At 75.0% G+C, this 17102-nt stretch carries 14 protein-coding genes and 1 riboswitch; of the genes, 10 read left to right on the top strand and 4 right to left on the bottom strand.

The features are described 5' to 3' along the window. Window positions 1–151: 151 nt before the first annotated feature. A riboswitch (cobalamin riboswitch) is annotated at window positions 152–291 on the top strand. Window positions 292–326: 35 nt separating this feature from the next. From ACWGN5_RS39775 to ACWGN5_RS39755, 5 genes are read left to right on the top strand one after another with little or no spacing between them, the layout of a single operon-like run. Beyond that, window positions 327–1313, top strand: a complete 987-nt coding sequence (locus tag ACWGN5_RS39775) for a cobalamin biosynthesis protein (RefSeq protein WP_453523343.1) — start codon at window positions 327–329, stop codon at window positions 1311–1313. After that, window positions 1310–2818, top strand: a complete 1509-nt coding sequence (locus ACWGN5_RS39770) for a cobyric acid synthase (protein WP_453523341.1) — start codon at window positions 1310–1312, stop codon at window positions 2816–2818. The genes ACWGN5_RS39775 and ACWGN5_RS39770 overlap by 4 nt, the downstream gene beginning before the upstream one ends. Before the next feature lie 49 nt (window positions 2819–2867). Beyond that, the gene (locus tag ACWGN5_RS39765; RefSeq protein ID WP_453523339.1) at window positions 2868–4901 is read left to right on the top strand and encodes a putative cobaltochelatase; all 2034 of its coding nucleotides are present in this window, start codon (window positions 2868–2870) and stop codon (window positions 4899–4901) included. Continuing rightward, complete coding sequence (cobO, locus tag ACWGN5_RS39760; RefSeq protein WP_453523337.1) at window positions 4901–5509, top strand: cob(I)yrinic acid a,c-diamide adenosyltransferase; 609 nt, start codon at window positions 4901–4903, stop codon at window positions 5507–5509. Before ACWGN5_RS39765 ends, cobO begins: the two co-directional genes overlap by 1 nt. After that, window positions 5503–6933, top strand: a complete 1431-nt coding sequence (locus ACWGN5_RS39755; protein ID WP_453523335.1) for a cobyrinate a,c-diamide synthase — start codon at window positions 5503–5505, stop codon at window positions 6931–6933. Before cobO ends, ACWGN5_RS39755 begins: the two co-directional genes overlap by 7 nt. A gap of 2 nt (window positions 6934–6935) precedes the next feature. Here ACWGN5_RS39755 and ACWGN5_RS39750 read toward each other — a convergent pair whose 3' ends face one another. Continuing rightward, complete coding sequence (locus ACWGN5_RS39750) at window positions 6936–7664, bottom strand: ZIP family metal transporter (protein WP_453523333.1); 729 nt, start codon at window positions 7662–7664, stop codon at window positions 6936–6938. Between the two features lie 66 nt (window positions 7665–7730). On the opposite strand from ACWGN5_RS39750, the gene cobC reads away from it, so the two are divergent. Next, window positions 7731–9248 carry an Rv2231c family pyridoxal phosphate-dependent protein CobC gene (gene cobC, locus ACWGN5_RS39745; protein WP_453523331.1) on the top strand — a complete coding sequence of 506 codons (1518 nt, stop codon included), beginning with the start codon at window positions 7731–7733 and terminating at the stop codon, window positions 9246–9248. A 117-nt stretch (window positions 9249–9365) separates the two neighbouring features. Here cobC and ACWGN5_RS39740 read toward each other — a convergent pair whose 3' ends face one another. Next, complete coding sequence (locus tag ACWGN5_RS39740; RefSeq protein ID WP_453523329.1) at window positions 9366–10352, bottom strand: SCO1860 family LAETG-anchored protein; 987 nt, start codon at window positions 10350–10352, stop codon at window positions 9366–9368. Window positions 10353–10705: 353 nt separating this feature from the next. On the opposite strand from ACWGN5_RS39740, the gene ACWGN5_RS39735 reads away from it, so the two are divergent. Together ACWGN5_RS39735 and ACWGN5_RS39730 are read left to right on the top strand one after the other, a co-directional pair. After that, window positions 10706–12778 carry a penicillin acylase family protein gene (locus tag ACWGN5_RS39735; protein WP_453523327.1) on the top strand — a complete coding sequence of 691 codons (2073 nt, stop codon included), beginning with the start codon at window positions 10706–10708 and terminating at the stop codon, window positions 12776–12778. Then, window positions 12775–13335: a GNAT family N-acetyltransferase gene (locus ACWGN5_RS39730; RefSeq protein ID WP_453523325.1), complete on the top strand. Its 561-nt coding sequence runs from the start codon at window positions 12775–12777 to the stop codon at window positions 13333–13335. The genes ACWGN5_RS39735 and ACWGN5_RS39730 overlap by 4 nt, the downstream gene beginning before the upstream one ends. A 90-nt stretch (window positions 13336–13425) precedes the next feature. On the opposite strand, the gene ACWGN5_RS39725 is transcribed toward ACWGN5_RS39730, so the two are convergent. Both ACWGN5_RS39725 and ACWGN5_RS39720 read right to left on the bottom strand, forming a co-directional pair. Beyond that, complete coding sequence (locus ACWGN5_RS39725; protein ID WP_453523323.1) at window positions 13426–14511, bottom strand: amidohydrolase family protein; 1086 nt, start codon at window positions 14509–14511, stop codon at window positions 13426–13428. Window positions 14512–14545: 34 nt separating this feature from the next. Further along, a complete protein-coding gene (locus ACWGN5_RS39720; protein WP_453523321.1) occupies window positions 14546–15439 on the bottom strand; it encodes a hypothetical protein in 894 nt (297 codons plus the stop codon). Here ACWGN5_RS39720 and ACWGN5_RS39715 point away from each other — a divergent pair. Together ACWGN5_RS39715 and ACWGN5_RS39710 are read left to right on the top strand one after the other, a co-directional pair. Continuing rightward, window positions 15414–15791 (top strand): hypothetical protein, encoded by a 378-nt coding sequence (locus ACWGN5_RS39715; protein WP_453523319.1) that lies wholly within the window; start codon window positions 15414–15416, stop codon window positions 15789–15791. The two genes, ACWGN5_RS39720 and ACWGN5_RS39715, sit on opposite strands and share 26 nt — an antisense overlap. A 132-nt stretch (window positions 15792–15923) precedes the next feature. Beyond that, window positions 15924–17021, top strand: a complete 1098-nt coding sequence (locus ACWGN5_RS39710) for a pyridoxal-phosphate-dependent aminotransferase family protein (RefSeq protein ID WP_453523345.1) — start codon at window positions 15924–15926, stop codon at window positions 17019–17021. The last annotated feature ends 81 nt before the right edge of the window (window positions 17022–17102 follow it).

The raw sequence follows: 17102 nt of genomic DNA, 5'->3' as shown, positions 1-17102 counted from the left end.
GCCCTCCATCCTCCCACCCCCCCCGCGCCGGCGCGCGGGGGGGGGGGGGGGGGGGGCGGGCCCCCCCCCCCCCCCCCCCCCCCCCCCCCCCGCCGTCGTGTTTGTGGTGCTTCGCACAGTGACGCGGTGCAGGTCAAGGGTGAGTTGACGGCTGTTCTCGGGCCGTGGTGGACTGCCGAGGCCATTACGGCGGCAGTAGAGGAAGTCCGGTGCGATTCCGGCGCGGTCCCGCCACTGTGACCGGATCCCACGGGTCCGGGAGTCAGGAACTCTCGCCGCCGGTCACGTCGATCCAGGGCGCGGACCCTGAGTGAGGACACAGCGCCATGCCCGGCCGCAGCCCGAGCTTCTCCAGAGCCAGCCGCCTCTCCCCGGACGGATTCGCGTACGGCGCCGCCGCCGGTCTCGCCGTCGACCTGCTCCTCGGCGATCCCCGCCGCGGACACCCCGTCGCCGCCTTCGGCCGGGCCGCGGGCCGGGTCGAGAAGGCCCTCTGGCACGACCACCGCGGCTGGGGCGCCCTGCACACCGCCGTCTGCGCCGGTGCCACCGTCGCCGCCGGCGCCCTCGCCGCCCGTACGGTACGGGGCAGCCGCGCCGCCTCCGCCGCCCTCACCGCCGCCTCGGTCTGGGCCGTCGTCGGCGGTACGACCCTGGGCCGCGAGGCCAGGGCGATCGGCGGCGCCCTCGCCGCCGGGGACCTGGAGGTCGCCCGGGAACGGCTGCCGCACCTGTGCGGACGCGACCCGCAGTCCCTCGACGGTCCCGCGATGGCCCGCGCCGTCGTCGAATCCGTCGCCGAGAACACCTCCGACGCGGTCGTGGGCGCCCTCTTCTGGGGAGCGGTCGCGGGCGTGCCGGGCCTGGTCGGCTTCCGCGCGGTGAACACCCTCGACGCGATGGTCGGCCACAAGTCCCCCCGGTACCGCAGGTACGGCTGGGCCTCGGCCCGCCTCGACGACGTGGCCGGCTGGCCCGGCGCCCGGCTGACCGCCGCCCTGGCGACCGTCGCCGGCGGGAACCCGCGCGGGGCCGTACGGGCCTGGCGGGCGGACGCCGCGAAGCACCCGAGCCCCAACGCGGGCCCCGTCGAGGCCTCCTTCGCGGGCGCCCTCGGCGTACGGCTCGGGGGCACCCTCTCGTACGCCGGACGGGTCGAGCACCGGCCCGTCCTCAACGGCGGGGGGCGGCCCGTCGAGGTCGCCGACATCGACCGCGCGGTCCGGCTCTCCCGCCGGATCACCGGACTGACCCTGGCCGCCTGCGTCGGCGGCCGCATGATCGCGAGCGCGCTGAAGCGGAGGAACGCATGAGGGGTGGGGGGCTGCTCGTCGCCGGGACCACGTCCGACGCGGGCAAGAGCGTCGTCACGGCCGGCATCTGCCGCTGGCTGGTCCGGCGGGGCGTCAAGGTCGCGCCGTTCAAGGGACAGAACATGTCCCTCAACTCCTTCGTCACCCGGGAGGGCGCCGAGATCGGCCGCGCGCAGGCCATGCAGGCGCAGGCCGCGCGGGTCGAACCGACCGCGCTGATGAACCCGGTGCTGCTCAAGCCCGGCAGCGACCGCTCCAGCCAGGTCGTCCTCATGGGCAAGCCGGTCGGCGAGATGAGCGCCCGCGGCTACCACGGTGGCCGGCAGCAGACGCTCTTCGAGCCGGTGATGGCGTGCCTGGAGGAACTCCGGGGCACGTATGACGCCGTGATCTGCGAGGGGGCGGGCAGTCCGGCCGAGATCAACCTGCGGCGCACGGACATCGTGAACATGGGCATCGCGCGCGCCGCGAAGCTGCCCGTCGTCGTGGTCGGGGACATCGACCGGGGCGGGGTCTTCGCCCAGTTCTTCGGGACGACGGCGCTGCTCGCGCCCGAGGACCAGGCGCTGGTGGCGGGCTATCTGGTGAACAAGTTCCGCGGCGACGTGACGCTCCTCGAACCGGGCCTCGACATGCTGCACGGGCTCACCGGGCGCCGGACCTTCGGTGTCCTGCCGTACGCGCACGGGCTCGGCATCGACGAGGAGGACGGCCTGCGGGTGTCCCTGCGCGGCACCGTCCGCGAGTCGGTCGTCGCACCGCCGGTCGGCGAGGACGTGCTGCGGGTCGCCGTCTGCGCCGTACCGCTGATGTCCAACTTCACGGACGTCGACGCGCTCGCCGCCGAACCGGGCGTCGTCGTCCGGTTCGTGGACCGGCCCGAGGAGCTCGTCGACGCCGACCTGGTCGTCGTGCCCGGCACCCGGGGGACGGTCAAGGCGCTGGCCTGGCTGCGGGAGCGGGGGCTCGCGGACGCCCTCGTCCGGCGCGCGGCCGAGGGCCGGCCGGTGCTCGGCATCTGCGGCGGCTTCCAGGCCCTCGCCGAACGCATCGAGGACGAGGTCGAGTCGAAGGCCGGCGTGGTCGACGGACTCGGGCTGCTGCCCGTACGGATCCGCTTCGGGGTCGAGAAGACCCTCGCCCGGCCGGTCGGCGAGGCGCTCGGCGAGCGGGTCGAGGGGTACGAGATCCACCACGGCGTCGCCACCGTGGACGGCGGGGAACCGTTCCTGGACGGCTGCCGGGTCGGCTCCGTGTGGGGCACCCACTGGCACGGCTCGCTGGAGAGCGACGGCTTCCGCCGGGCGTTCCTGCGGGAGGTCGCGGCGGCGGCGGGACGCCGGTTCGTCCCGGCGCCGGACACCTCGTTCGGCGCGCTGCGGGAGGAGCAGCTCGACCGGCTCGGCGACCTGATCGAGGAACACGCGGACACGGACGCGCTGCTCCGGCTGATCGAGAACGGCGCGCCGACGGGGCTGCCGTTCGTGCCGCCGGGTGCGCCGTGAGCGGCCGCGCGGTCCCGGCATCCGTACCTATCGAAGGAGTGACCACCCGATGAGCACCCGCTATCCGTTCACCGCCGTCGTCGGCATGGACGACCTGCGGCTCGCGCTGCTGCTGAACGCCGTCAGCCCGGCCGTCGGCGGGGTGCTCGTGCGGGGTGAGAAGGGGACCGCCAAGTCCACCGCCGTCCGTGCGCTCGCCGAGCTGCTGCCGGAGGTTCCGGTGGTCGCGGGCTGCCGGTTCAGTTGTGACCCGGCCTCCCCCGACCCGGGCTGCCCGGACGGGCCGCACGGCGACGCGCCCGGCACCGCGCGTGCCGCGCGGATGGTCGAGCTGCCCGTCGGCGCCTCCGAGGACCGGCTCGTCGGCTCGCTCGACATCGAGAAGGCCCTCGCCGAGGGCGTGAAGGCCTTCGAGCCGGGGCTCCTCGCCGCCGCGCACCGGGGGATCCTCTACGTCGACGAGGTCAACCTGCTGAGCGACCACCTGATCGACCATCTGCTCGACGCGGCCGCCATGGGCGCCTCCCACGTCGAGCGCGAAGGCGTCTCCGTGCGGCACGCGGCCCGCTTCCTGCTCGTCGGGACCATGAATCCCGAAGAGGGCGAGCTGCGGCCGCAGCTCCTCGACCGGTTCGGGCTCACCGTCGAGGTCGCCGCCTCCCGGGACCCGGAGCAGCGGGTCGAGGTCGTCCGGCGGCGCCTCGCGTTCGAGGACGACCCCGCCGCCTTCGCCGCCCGCTGGGCCGGCGAGGAGGCCGCGCTGCGCGAACGGATCGTCGCCGCCCGGGCGTTGCTGCCGCAGGTGACCCTCGGCGACGCGGTGCTGCTCCAGATCGCCGCGACCTGCGCCGCGTTCGAGGTGGACGGCATGCGCGCCGACATCGTCATGGCCCGGACCGCGACCGCCCTCGCCGCCTGGGCCGGACGGACCGAGGTCACCTCCGAGGACGTGCGGCAGGCCGCGCTCCTGGCCCTCCCCCACCGCCGCCGGCGCTCGCCCTTCGACGCGCCCGGCCTCGACGAGGACAAGCTCGACGAGACCCTGGAGCAGTTCAAGGGCGACGCACCGGACGACGACCCCGAGCCCGACGGGCCCGGTGACGGCGGTCCGGGTGGGGGTGGCGGGGGCGTACCGCCGCAGGGTGAGGGGCCCGACGGTCCCGCGCCCGAGTCCGCCGAGGCGCCGGAGAGCGCGCCCGCCCCCGCCCCGCAGGGCTCCGGCGCCGGTGAGCGCGCCGCCGTCAAGGCCGGCGAGCCCTTCCGTACGAGGGTGCTGAGCGTGCCCGGTCTCGGCGAGGGCGCCGCCGGGCGCCGTTCCCGCGCCCGCACCGAGCACGGCCGTACCACCGGATCCACCCGGCCCCGGGGCGCGCTGACCAAGCTGCACCTGGCCGCGACCGTTCAGGCCGCCGCCCCGCACCAGCGGGCGCGCGGCCGGTCCGGGCCCGGTCTGGTGGTCCGCCGCGACGATCTGCGGCAGGCGACCCGGGAGGGCCGCGAGGGCAACCTCGTGCTCTTCGCCGTGGACGCCTCCGGCTCCATGGCGGCGCGGCAGCGGATGAGCGCCGTGAAGGGCGCCGTCCTCTCGCTGCTGCTCGACGCCTACCAGCGGCGCGACAAGGTCGGTCTCGTCACCTTCCGGGGCCGGGACGCCGAGGTCGCGCTGCCGCCGACCTCGTCCGTGGACGCGGCCGCCGCCCGCCTGGAGAAGCTGCCGACCGGAGGCCGTACACCGCTCGCCGCCGGGCTGCTCAAGGCCCATGACGTACTGCGGGTCGAGCGGCTGCGGGACCCCTCGCGCCGCCCGCTGCTCGTCGTCGTGACCGACGGGCGGGCGACCGGCGGGCGGGCCTCGGGCGATCCGGTGGCGCTCGCCGCCCGGGCCGCGCGACTGCACGCCGCCGACGGCACGGCCTCGGTGGTCGTGGACTGCGAGACCGGCCCGGTGCGCCTCGGGCTCGCCGGGACCCTGGCGCGTGAACTCGGCGGCACCGCCGTCACCTTGGACGAGCTGCGCGCCGACTCGATCGCCGGCCTCGTCAGAGACGTACAAGCAGACAACGCCACCAGGAGGGCCGCTTAATGCCGCAGGGACAGCCGACCGTCGTGCCCGACGACGGCCTCACCACCCGTCAGCGCCGCAACCGGGCGCTGGTCATGGTGCACACCGGCGTCGGCAAGGGGAAGTCGACCGCCGCGTTCGGCATGGCGCTGCGCGCCTGGAACCAGGGCTGGCCGATCGGGGTGTTCCAGTTCGTCAAGTCCGCCAAGTGGAAGGTCGGCGAGGAGAACGCCCTCAAGGCGCTCGGCGAGACCGGCAAGGGCGGCACGGTCACCTGGAACAAGATGGGCGAGGGCTGGTCCTGGATCCAGCGCGAGGTCGCCGAGGGCGAGATCACGCACGAGGAGAAGGCACGGCAGGGCTGGGAGCAGGTCAAGCGGGACCTCGCCGCCGAGACGTACAAGTTCTACGTCCTCGACGAGTTCGCCTACCTGCTGCACTGGGGCTGGATCGACGTCAAGGAGGTCGTCGAGGTGCTGCGCGACCGTCCCGGCTCCCAGCACGTCGTCATCACCGGCCGCAACGCCCCGCAGGAGCTCGTCGACTTCGCCGATCTCGTCACCGACATGTCCAAGGTCAAGCACCCGATGGACGCCGGTCAGAAGGGCCAGCGGGGCATCGAGTGGTAGCACGTCTCGTCATCGCCGCGCCGTCGTCCGGCGCGGGCAAGACCACGGTCGCGACCGGCCTCATGGCCGCGTTCGCCGGCCGTGGTCTGGCCGTCTCCCCGCACAAGGTCGGCCCCGACTACATCGACCCCGGCTACCACGCGCTCGCGACCGGCCGCCCGGGCCGCAACCTCGACGCGTACATGTGCGGTACGGGGCAGATCGCGCCGCTCTTCCTGCACGGGTCGCGCGGCTGCGACCTGGCCGTGGTCGAGGGGGTCATGGGCCTGTACGACGGGGCCGCCGACCAGGGCGAGCTGGCGTCCACCGCGCAGGTGGCGAAGCTGCTGCGTGCGCCGGTCGTCCTCGTCGTGGACGCCTCCTCCCAGTCCCGGTCGGTCGCCGCGCTCGTGCACGGGTTCGCGTCCTGGGACCCGGAGGTGCGGATCGGGGGCGTGATCCTCAACAAGGTCGCCACGGACCGGCACGAGCACCTGCTGCGGGAGGCGCTCGGGGAGTCGGGGGTGCCGGTGCTGGGTGTGCTGCGGCGGGCGCCCGCCGTCGCGACGCCGTCGCGGCACCTCGGGCTTGTGCCGGTTGCCGAGCGGCAGGCGCAGGCCGTCGAAGCTGTGGCGGCGCAGGCGGAGCAGGTGCGGCAGGGGTGCGACCTGGAGGCGCTGCTGGCCTTGGCCCGCAGCGCGCCCGAGCTGCACGCCGAGCCGTGGGTGGCTGAGGTCGGGGAGCGGCTGCACGCCGGTGGTTCCGGTGTGCCCACCCTCCCCCAAGCTCTCGGCTTCGCTCGAGCAGGGGGGACCCCCATCGCCCCGGCGGAACGTATGCCCACACCTCGGCCCGTCGTCGCCGTCGCCGGTGGGGCCGCGTTCACGTTCTCGTACGCCGAGCACACCGAGCTGCTCCAGGCCGCCGGCGCCGAGGTCGTCACCTTCGACCCGCTCCGGGACGAGGCCCTCCCCGAGGGGACCCGTGGGCTCGTCATAGGCGGCGGCTTCCCCGAGATGTACGGCGAGCAGCTCTCCGCCAACGAGCCGCTGCGCAAGGCCGTCGCCGAGCTCGCGGCGTCCGGCGCGCCCGTCGCCGCCGAGTGCGCCGGGCTCCTTTACCTGGCGCGGTCCCTGGACGGGCACCCGATGTGCGGCGTGCTCGACGCCGACGCGCGGATGTCGGCGCGGCTCACGCTCGGCTACCGGGACGCGGTCGCGGTCAACGACAGCGTCCTCGCGCCGGCCGGGGCACGGCTGCGCGGCCACGAGTTCCACCGCACCGTCATCGAGCCGGGCGCCGGGCCGCTGGCGGCCTGGGGGCTGCGGCAGCCGGAGCGACGGGTGGAGGGCTTCGTGCAGGGCGGGGTGCACGCCAGCTATGTGCACACCCACTGGGCGGGCTCCCCGGAGGTCGCCGCGCGGTTCGTGGAGCACTGCGCGTGAGTTCAGCCGCCGGAGACGCCCACCACCAGCCAGATGAAGGCCACGCCCGCCACCGTGCACAGCAGGGTGGAGCGGGCCGGGTGCGTGTGGTGGGCCTCCGGCAGGATCTCGGCGGCGGCGAGGTAGAGCAGGGCGCCGCCGAAGAAGCCGAGATAGCAGCCGAGCAGTTCCTCCGGAAGGGTGAACAGCGTGGCGAGTCCGGCGCCGACGATCGGGGCGACGGCGTCCGCGACGAGCATCGTGACGGCCTTGCGGCGGGCGTTCCCGTAGAGGCTCGTGATCGTGTACGTGTTGAAGCCGTCGGCGAAGTCGTGGGTGATGACGGCGAGGGCGACGGTGGCGCCCATGCCGCCGCCGACCTGGAACGCGGCGCCGAGCGCGACGCCGTCCATGAGGCTGTGGAGGACCATCGCGGCCGCCGCCGTCAGGCCGACCTGGGGAACCCGCTCGTCGGCGCCGACGCCGTGCGCCGCGCGGCGGACGGCGAGGAGCCGCTCGACGACGTGGGCGAAGAGGAAGCCGCCGACGAAGAGCAGCAGGGCCTCGGGGACGCCGAAGACCTTCTTCCCCGCGGCCTCCAGGGCCTCCGGCAGGAGGTCGAGTCCGACGACGCCGAGCATGAGTCCGCCGGCGAGGCCGAGGACGAGGTGGCGGCGGTCGGTGACGCGCCCGGCGACCCAGCCGCCGAAGAGCGTCATGAGGAACGCGCCGAGCGCGACGACTACAGCCATGGGCCTTTGCTATCCGATGGGACGGCGTCCGCGCACCTCGGCGTCGGGGCCCGGTCGGGCGTTCCGGTGGACGAGGTCCTCGCGCTGGTGGACGCGGTCCTGCGGGAGGCGGGGCTGACGCGCGCCGACGTCGGGTCGCTGGGCACGCTGGACGCGCGGGCGGCGGAGCCGGGGATCGTGGCGGCCGCCGCGGCACTGGGGGTGCCGGTGCGCGGGTTCACGGCCGGCGAGCTGGCGGCCGTACCCGTACCGCATCCGTCGGCGCTGCCGCTGGCCGCGACGGGCACGGCGTCCGTGGCGGAGGCGGCGGCGCTGCTTGCGGCGGGGGCGGCGGACACCTCCGGGGTCGTGTTGCTGGTGCCGAAGCGGAAATCACGGCGCGCGACCTGCGCGATCGCCGCTTTCCTCCCGTTTCGTCCGAACGAAGTGACGTCCGTCGCACGGTTGTTGCCCTTGACGCACGGGTACATCGCTGGCGAGCCTGGCTCACCCCCCACCATCCCCACCCCCCACACGACGGCGGCCATGGACACCCACGCGCATACCGACGCCCACGACCTGCGTCACCACGGTGACGCCGAGGTCAGGGACGAGAAACTCATCGATCTGGCGGTCAATGTCCGGACGAACACCCCGCCGGACTGGCTGCGGGAGCGGATCGCCGACTCGCTGACCGGCCTCGCGGCCTATCCGGACGGCCGGTCCGCGCGGGCGGCGGTCGCCGAGCGGCACGACCTGCCCTCGAACCGGGTGCTGCTGACGGCGGGCGCGGCGGAGGCGTTCGTGCTCCTGGCGCGGGCGCTGCCGGTGCGGCGGCCGGTGGTGGTGCATCCGCAGTTCACCGAGCCGGAGGCGGCGCTGCGGGACGCCGGGCACGAGGTGCGCCGGGTGCTGCTGCGCGAGGAGGACGGTTTCCGTCTTGATCCGGCGGCGGTTCCTGAGGACGCCGACCTGGTGGTGATCGGGAACCCCACCAACCCGACCTCCGTGCTGCATCCGGCCGCCTCGATCGCCGCGCTCGCCCGGCCGGGGCGGGTCCTGGTGGTGGACGAGGCGTTCATGGACGCGGTGCCGGGCGAGCGGGAGTCGCTGGCCGGGCGGACGGACGTGCCGGGACTCGTGGTGCTGCGGAGCCTCACGAAGACCTGGGGGCTCGCCGGGCTGCGGATCGGGTACGTGCTGGCCGAGCCGGAGACGATCGCGGCCCTGGAGCGGACCCAGCCGCTGTGGCCGGTGTCGACGCCGGCCCTGGTGGCGGCGGAGGCGTGCATGTCGCGGGCGGCGCTCGCGGAGGCGGAGCACGCGGCGTACCGGATCGGGGTGGAGCGGGCCCATCTGCTCGCCGGGCTCGCGGAGTTCGACGAGGTGCGGACGGTGCCGGGCTCGGAGGGCCCCTTCGTGCTGCTGCGGATCGAAGGGGCGGACGTGGTCCGGGAGCGGCTGCGGGCGCTGGGGTTCGCGGCCCGCCGGGGCGACACGTTCCCGGGGCTCGACCGGAACTGGCTGCGGCTCGCGGTCCGGGACCGGGCGACGACGAACCGCTTCCTGCAGGCGCTCGACCAGGCGCTGCTGATCTGCGGCTGAGCCGTACGGTCCCGGGAGACGGGCGGAAGGGCCCGGGGAGGGCGGTGTCGTCACCGCCGCCCTCCCCGGACCCTTGTTCCCCCTCCTGGCGCCCCCCGGCGCTTCCCCCTCGGACCGTCAGCCGCGGTTGCGGGCGCGCGAGCGGGTCACGACGAGGGCGCCGCCGCCGGCGACGAGGAGGGCGAGCGCTCCGGCCGCGATGTACGGGGTGGTGGAGCTGCCGCCGGTCTCGGCGAGGTTCTCGGTGGGCGTGGTGCCGCCGCTGTTGGTCTTGATGCCGCCGGCGTCGCTCGGCTCGACCGAGGGCTGCTGGGTCGGCCGCTCGCTGGGCTGCTGGGTGGGCTTCCCGGTCGGCTGCTCCGTGGGCTTCTCGGTCGGGGCCGTGCCCTTGGGCGTCTCGCAGGTGGCCTCGGCGAGGGTCACGGTGCCGTTGACCTCGGCGACGCCGAGCTTCAGCGGGTTGACCGCCACCTTGAGTTCGAGGGCCGTGGCCGCGGCGGTGCGGGAGGTCGTGGAGGTACGGGAGAGGTCCAGGGTGACCTCGCCGACGCCCGGCACGGCGACCTGGGTCCGGCCGGCCGCGGACAGGGTGGTCTTCTTGCCGAACACGGTGACGTGACCGAGGACGTTGGACTGGGCGACCGGCTTCTTCCCCACCTCGCACAGCGCCTTGGAGGTGACCTTCTCGACCTCGATCAGGGAGAGCAGCGGGATGCCGGGGACGTGGACCCGGGCCTTGACGAGGTTGACGTACCCCTCGGCCTTCTTCTCGTCCACGGTCGCGTCCGCGGTGGCGACATCGGCCTTGAGGAGGTCGACCGGCTTCCCGCCCTCGGCTCCCTGCACCTTCACGGAGAGCGCGGTCTCGTTCTCGCTCTCGGGCGCCTCGACCTCGTTGAGGGAGGTCCGGACCGGCACGTTCACGGTCTTGCCGAGGAGGGAGACGTCGAGGCCGGCCCGCAGCACGACGGCGGTGGCGCGCCCTTCGCCGCCCGTGGCGTGCGCCGCCGGGGCCGCGAGGAGCACGGGGCCGACGGCCAGGGCGGCGACGGTCGCGGCGGCCGCGGAGCGGCGTACGGGCAGGCGGAAGGTGTTGCTGTTCAAGATGTGGAACCCCCACAGGAGACATGGCGTCGCCGGCCGCTCACCACGGGGACGGTGGGTCGGCACGGCCTCGGCGACTTGAGACACCGGAATCTTTACGCACGGAGAGTGAACCGGCAGTCGCCTGAGGTGAGTTCACTCCAAAGGGGGGTTTCCGTGTTCTTTTTCGATTTTTCTCGACACAACCGTTCCCGGCCGTCCCGCGTGTTTCGTACGGGGAGGTGCGGGCGGATTCGGTGAGAACGATCAGCGGCGGCCGCGGGTCACGGATCGTCAACCCGGCGAGAGGGACGACTCCCGGACTCCTGTAGGCTAATTTAGGCCAGCCTAACCTAAGAAGGGTCTCCCTCTCCGTGAGCATCGAGGTCTACCGGGACGCCTGGGGCGTCCCCCATCTGCGCGCCGGGGACCCGGACGAACTGGCCTTCGCCCAGGGGCGGGTCACCGCCCGCGACCGCGCCTGGCAGCTGGAGGTCGAGCGCCACCGGGCCCAGGGCACCAGCGCCGCCTTCCTGGGCGCCGCCGAGCTCGGCTGGGACACCTTCGCCCGCCGGGTCCGGCTCGCCGACACCGCCCGCCGCTGCTTCGACCGGCTCGCGGAGACCGACACGGCGACGGCCGCGTGGGTACGCGCGTACGTGGACGGGGTCAACGACGGTCTCGCCGAAGGCGCAGGCCGCGCACCCGAGTTCGCCGAGACCGGCCTCGCGCCCGGCCGCTGGGAGCCCTGGACCCCGCTCGCCGTCTGGCTCTCCACCCACATCCTCTTCGCCGGCTTCCCCACCAAGCTGTGGCGGGACGAGGTCGCCCGGCGGCTCGGCGAGGAGTGGACGGAGCTCTTCGCCACCGACGGCCCCGGCACCGCGGGCTCCAACGGCTGGGTCGTGGCCGGCGGACGGACCGCCAGCGGGGCGGCCCTGGTGGCCGGCGACCCGCACCGGTTCATCGAGGCGCCGGGCGTCTACCAGCAGATCCGGCTCGCCTGCCCCGCGTACGACGTGGTCGGCCTCGCCGTGCCCGGCGTCCCGGGACTCGCCCACTTCGGCCACACCGGGCCGGTGGCCTGGGCGATCACCAACGCGAAGGCGGACTACCAGGACCTCTACCGGGAACGGCTCCGCCGGCTCCCCGACGGCACCGTGGAGGCCCTCGGCCCGGACGGCTGGGCCCCGGCGGCCGTGCACCCGGAGACGATCGAGGTCGCGGGCGCGGACCCGGTGGTCGTCGAGGTGATCGAGACGGCCCGGGGACCGGTGATCACCGACACGGACGGTCCCGCGGCCGACGCCCGGGAAGCCCTCGCCCTGCGGTACCCGCCCCGGGTCACCGGTGAGCTCGGCTTCGGGGTGCTGCCCGCGCTGCTGCGCGCCCGGACCGTCGCCGACGTGGACGCGGCCCTCGACGGCTGGGTCGAGCCGGTGAACGTCGTCCAGGCCGCCGACACCGAGGGCGGGCTCCTGCACCGGGTCGCCGGCCACGTCCCCGTACGGCACCGGGACAACTCCCTGCGGATCGTGCCCGCCTGGGACCCGGCGCACGCCTGGGCCGACGCCCCGGCGCCGCTCCCCCGCGCCGAGGTCAACGGCCACGCCGTGATGGCCAACGCCCGGGGGCTCGCCGCGCCCCTGGGCGTCGAGTTCGCCCCGCCGCACCGGGCGGCCCGGATCGACGCGCTGCTCGGCGCCTCGACGGCCTGGACCCCGGAGACGACGGCCGCGATCCACTCGGACACCGACAACCCCTCGGCGGCCCGCCTCCTGGCCGCCGTGCGCCGCGCGGACGAGGGCCTCTCCCCCGCCGGCGCCGGCGTCCGGGAGCGGCTGCTCGCCTGGGACCGCCGGATGGACGCGGACAGCGCCGACGCCGGTCTCTACGCGGCCGTGCGCGGGGCCGTCGTGCGCCGCCTCGCCGCGCACGAGGCCTTCGCGGCGCTGCGCGACCCCGCCCCGTACCCCGAGCTCTTCCGTCCCTGGCTCGCGCTCGGGCCGCGCGTCGCCTTCGCCCTGGAGACGCTGCTCGTCGCCGGGCCCGTGCCCGCCGGGGACGTCGACCGGATCGTGCGCGAGGCGCTCGACGAGACCGGCGCCGGTGAGCGGCCCGCCGCCTGGGGCGTGACCCACCGGCTCGCGCCCTGGCAGGCGCTGCCCGACCCGGACGACGCGGGGTGGCCGGGGCTCGGCGGGGACCACGACTGCGTGCTCTCCACGTCCAGCGTGCCCGGCTGGACCGACCGCAGTGCCCGCGCCTCCGCCGCGCGCTACGTCTGGGACCTCGCCGACCGGGAACGGAGCCGCTGGATCGTGCCGTTCGGCGCGTCCGGGGTCCCCGGCGACCCGCACCACCGCGACCAACTCCCCCTGTGGCTGCGGGGCGAGCTCGCCCCCGTCACCACCGGCTGGCAGAACCTCACCAAGGAGCAGGGATGACCACCGCCGTACACGTCCAGACCGTCGAGGACTTCGGGACCGTCACGGTCCGGCCCGTCGACCCCGACGGCGACGCCCCGCTCCTGCACGGCTGGGTCAACGAGGAGCGGGCCCGCTTCTGGGGCATGGCCGGCACCACCGTCGAGCAGGTCCGGGAGATCTACGCCCACCTCGACTCGCTGACCACGCACCACGGTTACCTGGTGAGCCGGGACGGGGAGCCGGTCGCCCTCTTCCAGACGTACGACCCCGAGGCCGACCGGGTGAGCGAGTGCTACGAGGTACGGCCGGGGGACATCGGGGTGCACCTCCTCGTGGCCCCGGGGGTCGCCCCGCAGCCGGGCTTCACGGGCCGGCTGCTCGTCGCGCTCGTCGACTTCGCGCTGACCGACCGCACCCGGATCGTCGTCGACCCGGACGCCGCCAACGACAAGGCGCTCGCCCGGCTCGTACGGGCCGGTTTCGAGCTCGGCCCCGAGGTCGTGCTGCCCGAGGTGGACCTGCCGGAGGTCTTCATCCCGGCGAAGACGGCCCGGCTCGGGTTCCTGAGCCGCTGAGCGCCCGGCGGGACCTGCCCGGGCTCAGCGGCGAAGACGGCCCGGCTCGGGTTCCTGAGCCGCTGAGCCCCCTGCGGGACCGGCCCGGGCTCAGCCCACCACCCGGCCGTTGACGACGATCCGGCGCGGTGCCGCGAGGACGCGGACGTCCGCGCGCGGGTCCTCGCCGTAGACGACGAGGTCGGCCGGGGCGCCCTCCTCCAGGGAGGGGCGGCCCAGCCAGGCCCTGGCCCCCCAGGCGGTGGCCGCGAGCGCGTCGATCGGCGGGATGCCCGCCTTGGTGAGCTCCTCGACCTCCTCGGCGACCAGGCCGTGGGCGAGGGAGCCGCCCGCGTCGGTGCCGACGAAGACGGGCACGCCCGCGTCGAAGGCCGCGCGGACCGTGTCGTACCGGCGCGCGTGGAGCCGGCGCATATGGGCCGACCAGCGGGGGAACTTCTCCTGGCCTCCGTCGGCGAGGTGCGGGAAGGTCGCGATGTTCACCAGGGTCGGGACGATGGCGACGCCCCGCTCGGCGAAGAGCGGGATCGTCTCCTCGGTGAGCCCGGTGGCGTGCTCGATGCAGTCGATGCCCGCCTCCACGAGGTCCCGCAGCGAGTCCTCGGCGAAGCAGTGCGCGGTGACGCGGGCGCCGAGCCGGTGCGCCTCCGCGATGGCCGCCTCGACCTCGGGGCGCGGCCAGCAGGCGGTGAGGTCGCCCGCCTCCCGGTCGATCCAGTCGCCGACGAGCTTGACCCAGCCGTCGCCCCTCCGGGCCTCCCGGCCGACGTACGCGACGAGGTCGGCGGGCTCGATCTCATGGGCGTAGTTACGGATGTAACGGCGGGTGCGGGCGATGTGCCGGCCCGCCCGGATGATCTTCGGGAGGTCCTCGCGCTCGTCGATCCAGCGGGTGTCGGAGGGTGAGCCCGCGTCCCGGATGAGCAGGGTGCCGGCGTCCCGGTCGGTGAGGGCCTGCTTCTCGCTGGTGGCCTCGTCGACCGGGCCGTGCCGGTCGAGCCCGACGTGGCAGTGGGCGTCGACGAGGCCGGGGAGCACCCAGCCCTCGACGGTCACGGCCTCGGCGGCGGGCCGCTCGAAGGTGATCCGCCCGTCGACGCACCACAGTTCGTCGCGGACGTCCTCCGGGCCGACGAGCACCCGCCCCTTCACGTGCAGCACCTCGTGATCGCTCATACCCGCACTCTACGAGCCGTGTCGAGGGGCCCGGTCACGGGCGCCAGTCGGCCTCCAGGTCGTGCGCGTCGGTCGTGGTGAGCTGCTTGAGGCCGGTGCCGTCGGCCCGGACGAGGAAGAGGTGCTCGGGGTCCGCGTCGTCGGTGCCGCCGCGGGTGAAGACCAGGCGCCTGCCGTCCGGCGACCAGGAGGGGAACTTGTCGTGGGCCGGGCCCGTGGTGATCTGGCGCAGGCCCGTTCCGTCGGGGCGGATGTCGTAGAGGTGGGCGAAGCCGGTGGAGTCGACCCGGCTGAAGGCGATCCGGTTGCCGCGCGACCAGTCGGGCGACCAGTCCTGGGAGAGGGACGGGGTGACCGGCGTCTCGGCCAGGGTGGACACCTGGATCCGCAGCAGGCGGCTGTGTCCGGCCGCGTCGGGGCGGCTGAACGCCAGGTTCTTGCCGTCCGGGGACCACGTCGGGTGGAACTCGTCCTCGGCGGTGGTGGTGAGCCGGGTGGCGGGGGCGCCGTCGAAGCCGGCCACGTAGATCTCGCGCTGGGAGTCGACCGGCCTGGAGTAGGCGATCCGGGTGCCGTCCGGGGACCACGCCGGGTCGGAGGCGCCCTTCGTACCGGGCACGAGCTTCAGGTCGCCGCCCTTGGCCTTCATCGTCCAGATGCCGTCGATCACCCCGTCGGTGCCGTAGCGCAGGAACGCGATCCGCTTGCCGTCCGGGGACCAGCTGGGCATCACGTCGCTGACGGCGGGGGTGTGGGTGAGCTGGAGGGGCGTGCCGCCGAGCGGGGAGATCGCGTACAGGTCCTCGATGGGCGCCGCCGTGTCGTAGCGGGCGAAGACGATCGGAGGGGCGATCGGCGACCATGCCGCGCGCGCGGTGGCGGCCGCGACGGCGTCGGCCACCGTGCCGGCCAGCGCGGACGTCGCCACCGCCCCGGGCGAGGCCGCCGCCCCGGTCGTCCCCGACGTCCCCGACGTCCCCGACGCCACGGTCGTCCCCGACGTCCTCACCGCCGCTGTCGTCCCGGGCGTCCCCGCCGCTCCCGCGGCTCCCGCGGCTCCCGCGGCGCAGAGGGTCAGCGGCGCGGTGACGGCGAGCGCCGCGGCGGCCACCGCCGCCCGGCGCCGCAGCGTTCTCTCGTTCGCGCCGGGTCTCGTGCTTCTGGCCATGGTGTCCACCCCGTTCCTCCCGGCGGCGTCCTGCGGCGCCGCTCCGGCCCGCAACATCCCACCGCCGGAGCGCCGGGGGAAGGGTCCGAGCCCGCCGGTGCGAGCCCTGTGACACGTTCCGCACACCGCCGTGACGGCGCACGGGCCGGACCGCCCGGCGGCGGGCGGAGCGCTTAGGCTGGCACGAGCCTCATCCCGATGTATGCGACACGCATGCGACACCGCTGAAGGAACCCCCGTGACCGTGACACATCCGCTGCTGGACCTGGCCCCGCTGACCGCCGCGCACTTCGCGTCGATCGAGCGCCGGGTCGCCGCGCTGCTCTCCACCGAGCAGGACGTGGTGATCACCCAGGGCGAGGCGCTGCTGCCCCTGGAGGGGTGCATCCGCAGCGGCGCGCGGGCCGGTTCGACCGCGCTGAACGTCGTCACCGGTCCGTACGGGCAGACCTTCGGGAACTGGCTGCGGGACTGCGGGGCGACCGTGGTCGACCTGGAGGTGCCCTTCCACACGGCCGTGACGGCGGAGCAGGTGGAGCGGGCGCTCGCCGAGCACCCGGAGATCGACTTCGTGTCGCTCGTGCACGCGGAGGCCGCGACCGGGAACACCAACCCGGTGGCGGAGATCGGCGAGGTCGTGCGGGCGCACGGCGCGCTGTTCTACCTGGACGCGGTGGCGTCGATCGGCGCCGAGCCGGTGCTGCCGGACGCCTGGGGCGTGGACATGTGCATCATCGGCGCGCAGAAGGCGATGGGCGGCCCCGCGGGCGTGTCGGCGGTGTCGGTGAGCGCGCGGGCCTGGGAGCGGTTCGCCGCCAACCCGGCCGCGCCGCGCCGCTCGTACCTCTCCCTCCTGGACTGGAAGGAGCGCTGGATCGACGGCGGCCGCAAGGCTCTCCTGCACGCTCCGGCGCAGCTGGAGATGCTGGCCCTGGAGGCCTGTGTGGAGCGGATCGAGGCCGAGGGCCTGGACGCGCTGATGGCGCGGCACGCCTCGGCGGCGGCCGCGACCCGTGCGGGCGCGCTGGCCCTGGGCGGCGGTCTCGAACCGTACGTGTACGAGGCGAAGGACGCGGCCCCGGTGGCGACGACGCTGCGCGTGCCGGCGGGTCTCGACGCCTCGGAGCTGGTGGCCGAGGCCCTCGCGGCCGATCCTTCGCTGCCGCTGATCGCGGGCGGCGGGGCGCTGGCCAAGGAGATGATCCGGGTCAACCACTACGGGGTCGACGCGACGCCGGGGGCCGTGCAGTCCTCGCTGGCCGCGCTGGGCGCCGCGCTCGGCGAGTCGGGCCTCGCGGTGGACCTGGAGGGGGCGCGCCGGGCGGTCACGGAGGCCTGGTAGCGGTGCGTACGCGGAAGGGGCGGGGGTCCGGGACCCCCCCCCCATCCCCGGGTCCGCGCCCAACAGCGCGGGGGAGTCGAT

Source organism: Streptomyces sp. NPDC055815, assembly GCF_053616475.1.
The sequence above is the reverse complement of the archived record's forward strand: the minus strand, read 5'-3'. Positions and strand labels throughout refer to the sequence as shown.

Excerpts from the sequence above, each read along its gene's own strand:
- ACWGN5_RS39775 (WP_453523343.1), top strand. The coding sequence starts at position 327 with ATGCCCGGCCGCAGCCCGAGCTTCTCCAGAGCCAGCCGCCTCTCCCCG.
- ACWGN5_RS39770 (WP_453523341.1), top strand. The coding sequence starts at position 1,310 with ATGAGGGGTGGGGGGCTGCTCGTCGCCGGGACCACGTCCGACGCGGGC.
- ACWGN5_RS39765 (WP_453523339.1), top strand. The coding sequence starts at position 2,868 with ATGAGCACCCGCTATCCGTTCACCGCCGTCGTCGGCATGGACGACCTG.
- cobO (WP_453523337.1), top strand. The coding sequence starts at position 4,901 with ATGCCGCAGGGACAGCCGACCGTCGTGCCCGACGACGGCCTCACCACC.
- ACWGN5_RS39750 (WP_453523333.1), bottom strand. The coding sequence starts at position 7,664 with ATGGCTGTAGTCGTCGCGCTCGGCGCGTTCCTCATGACGCTCTTCGGC.
- ACWGN5_RS39730 (WP_453523325.1), top strand. The coding sequence starts at position 12,775 with ATGACCACCGCCGTACACGTCCAGACCGTCGAGGACTTCGGGACCGTC.
- ACWGN5_RS39725 (WP_453523323.1), bottom strand. The coding sequence starts at position 14,511 with ATGAGCGATCACGAGGTGCTGCACGTGAAGGGGCGGGTGCTCGTCGGC.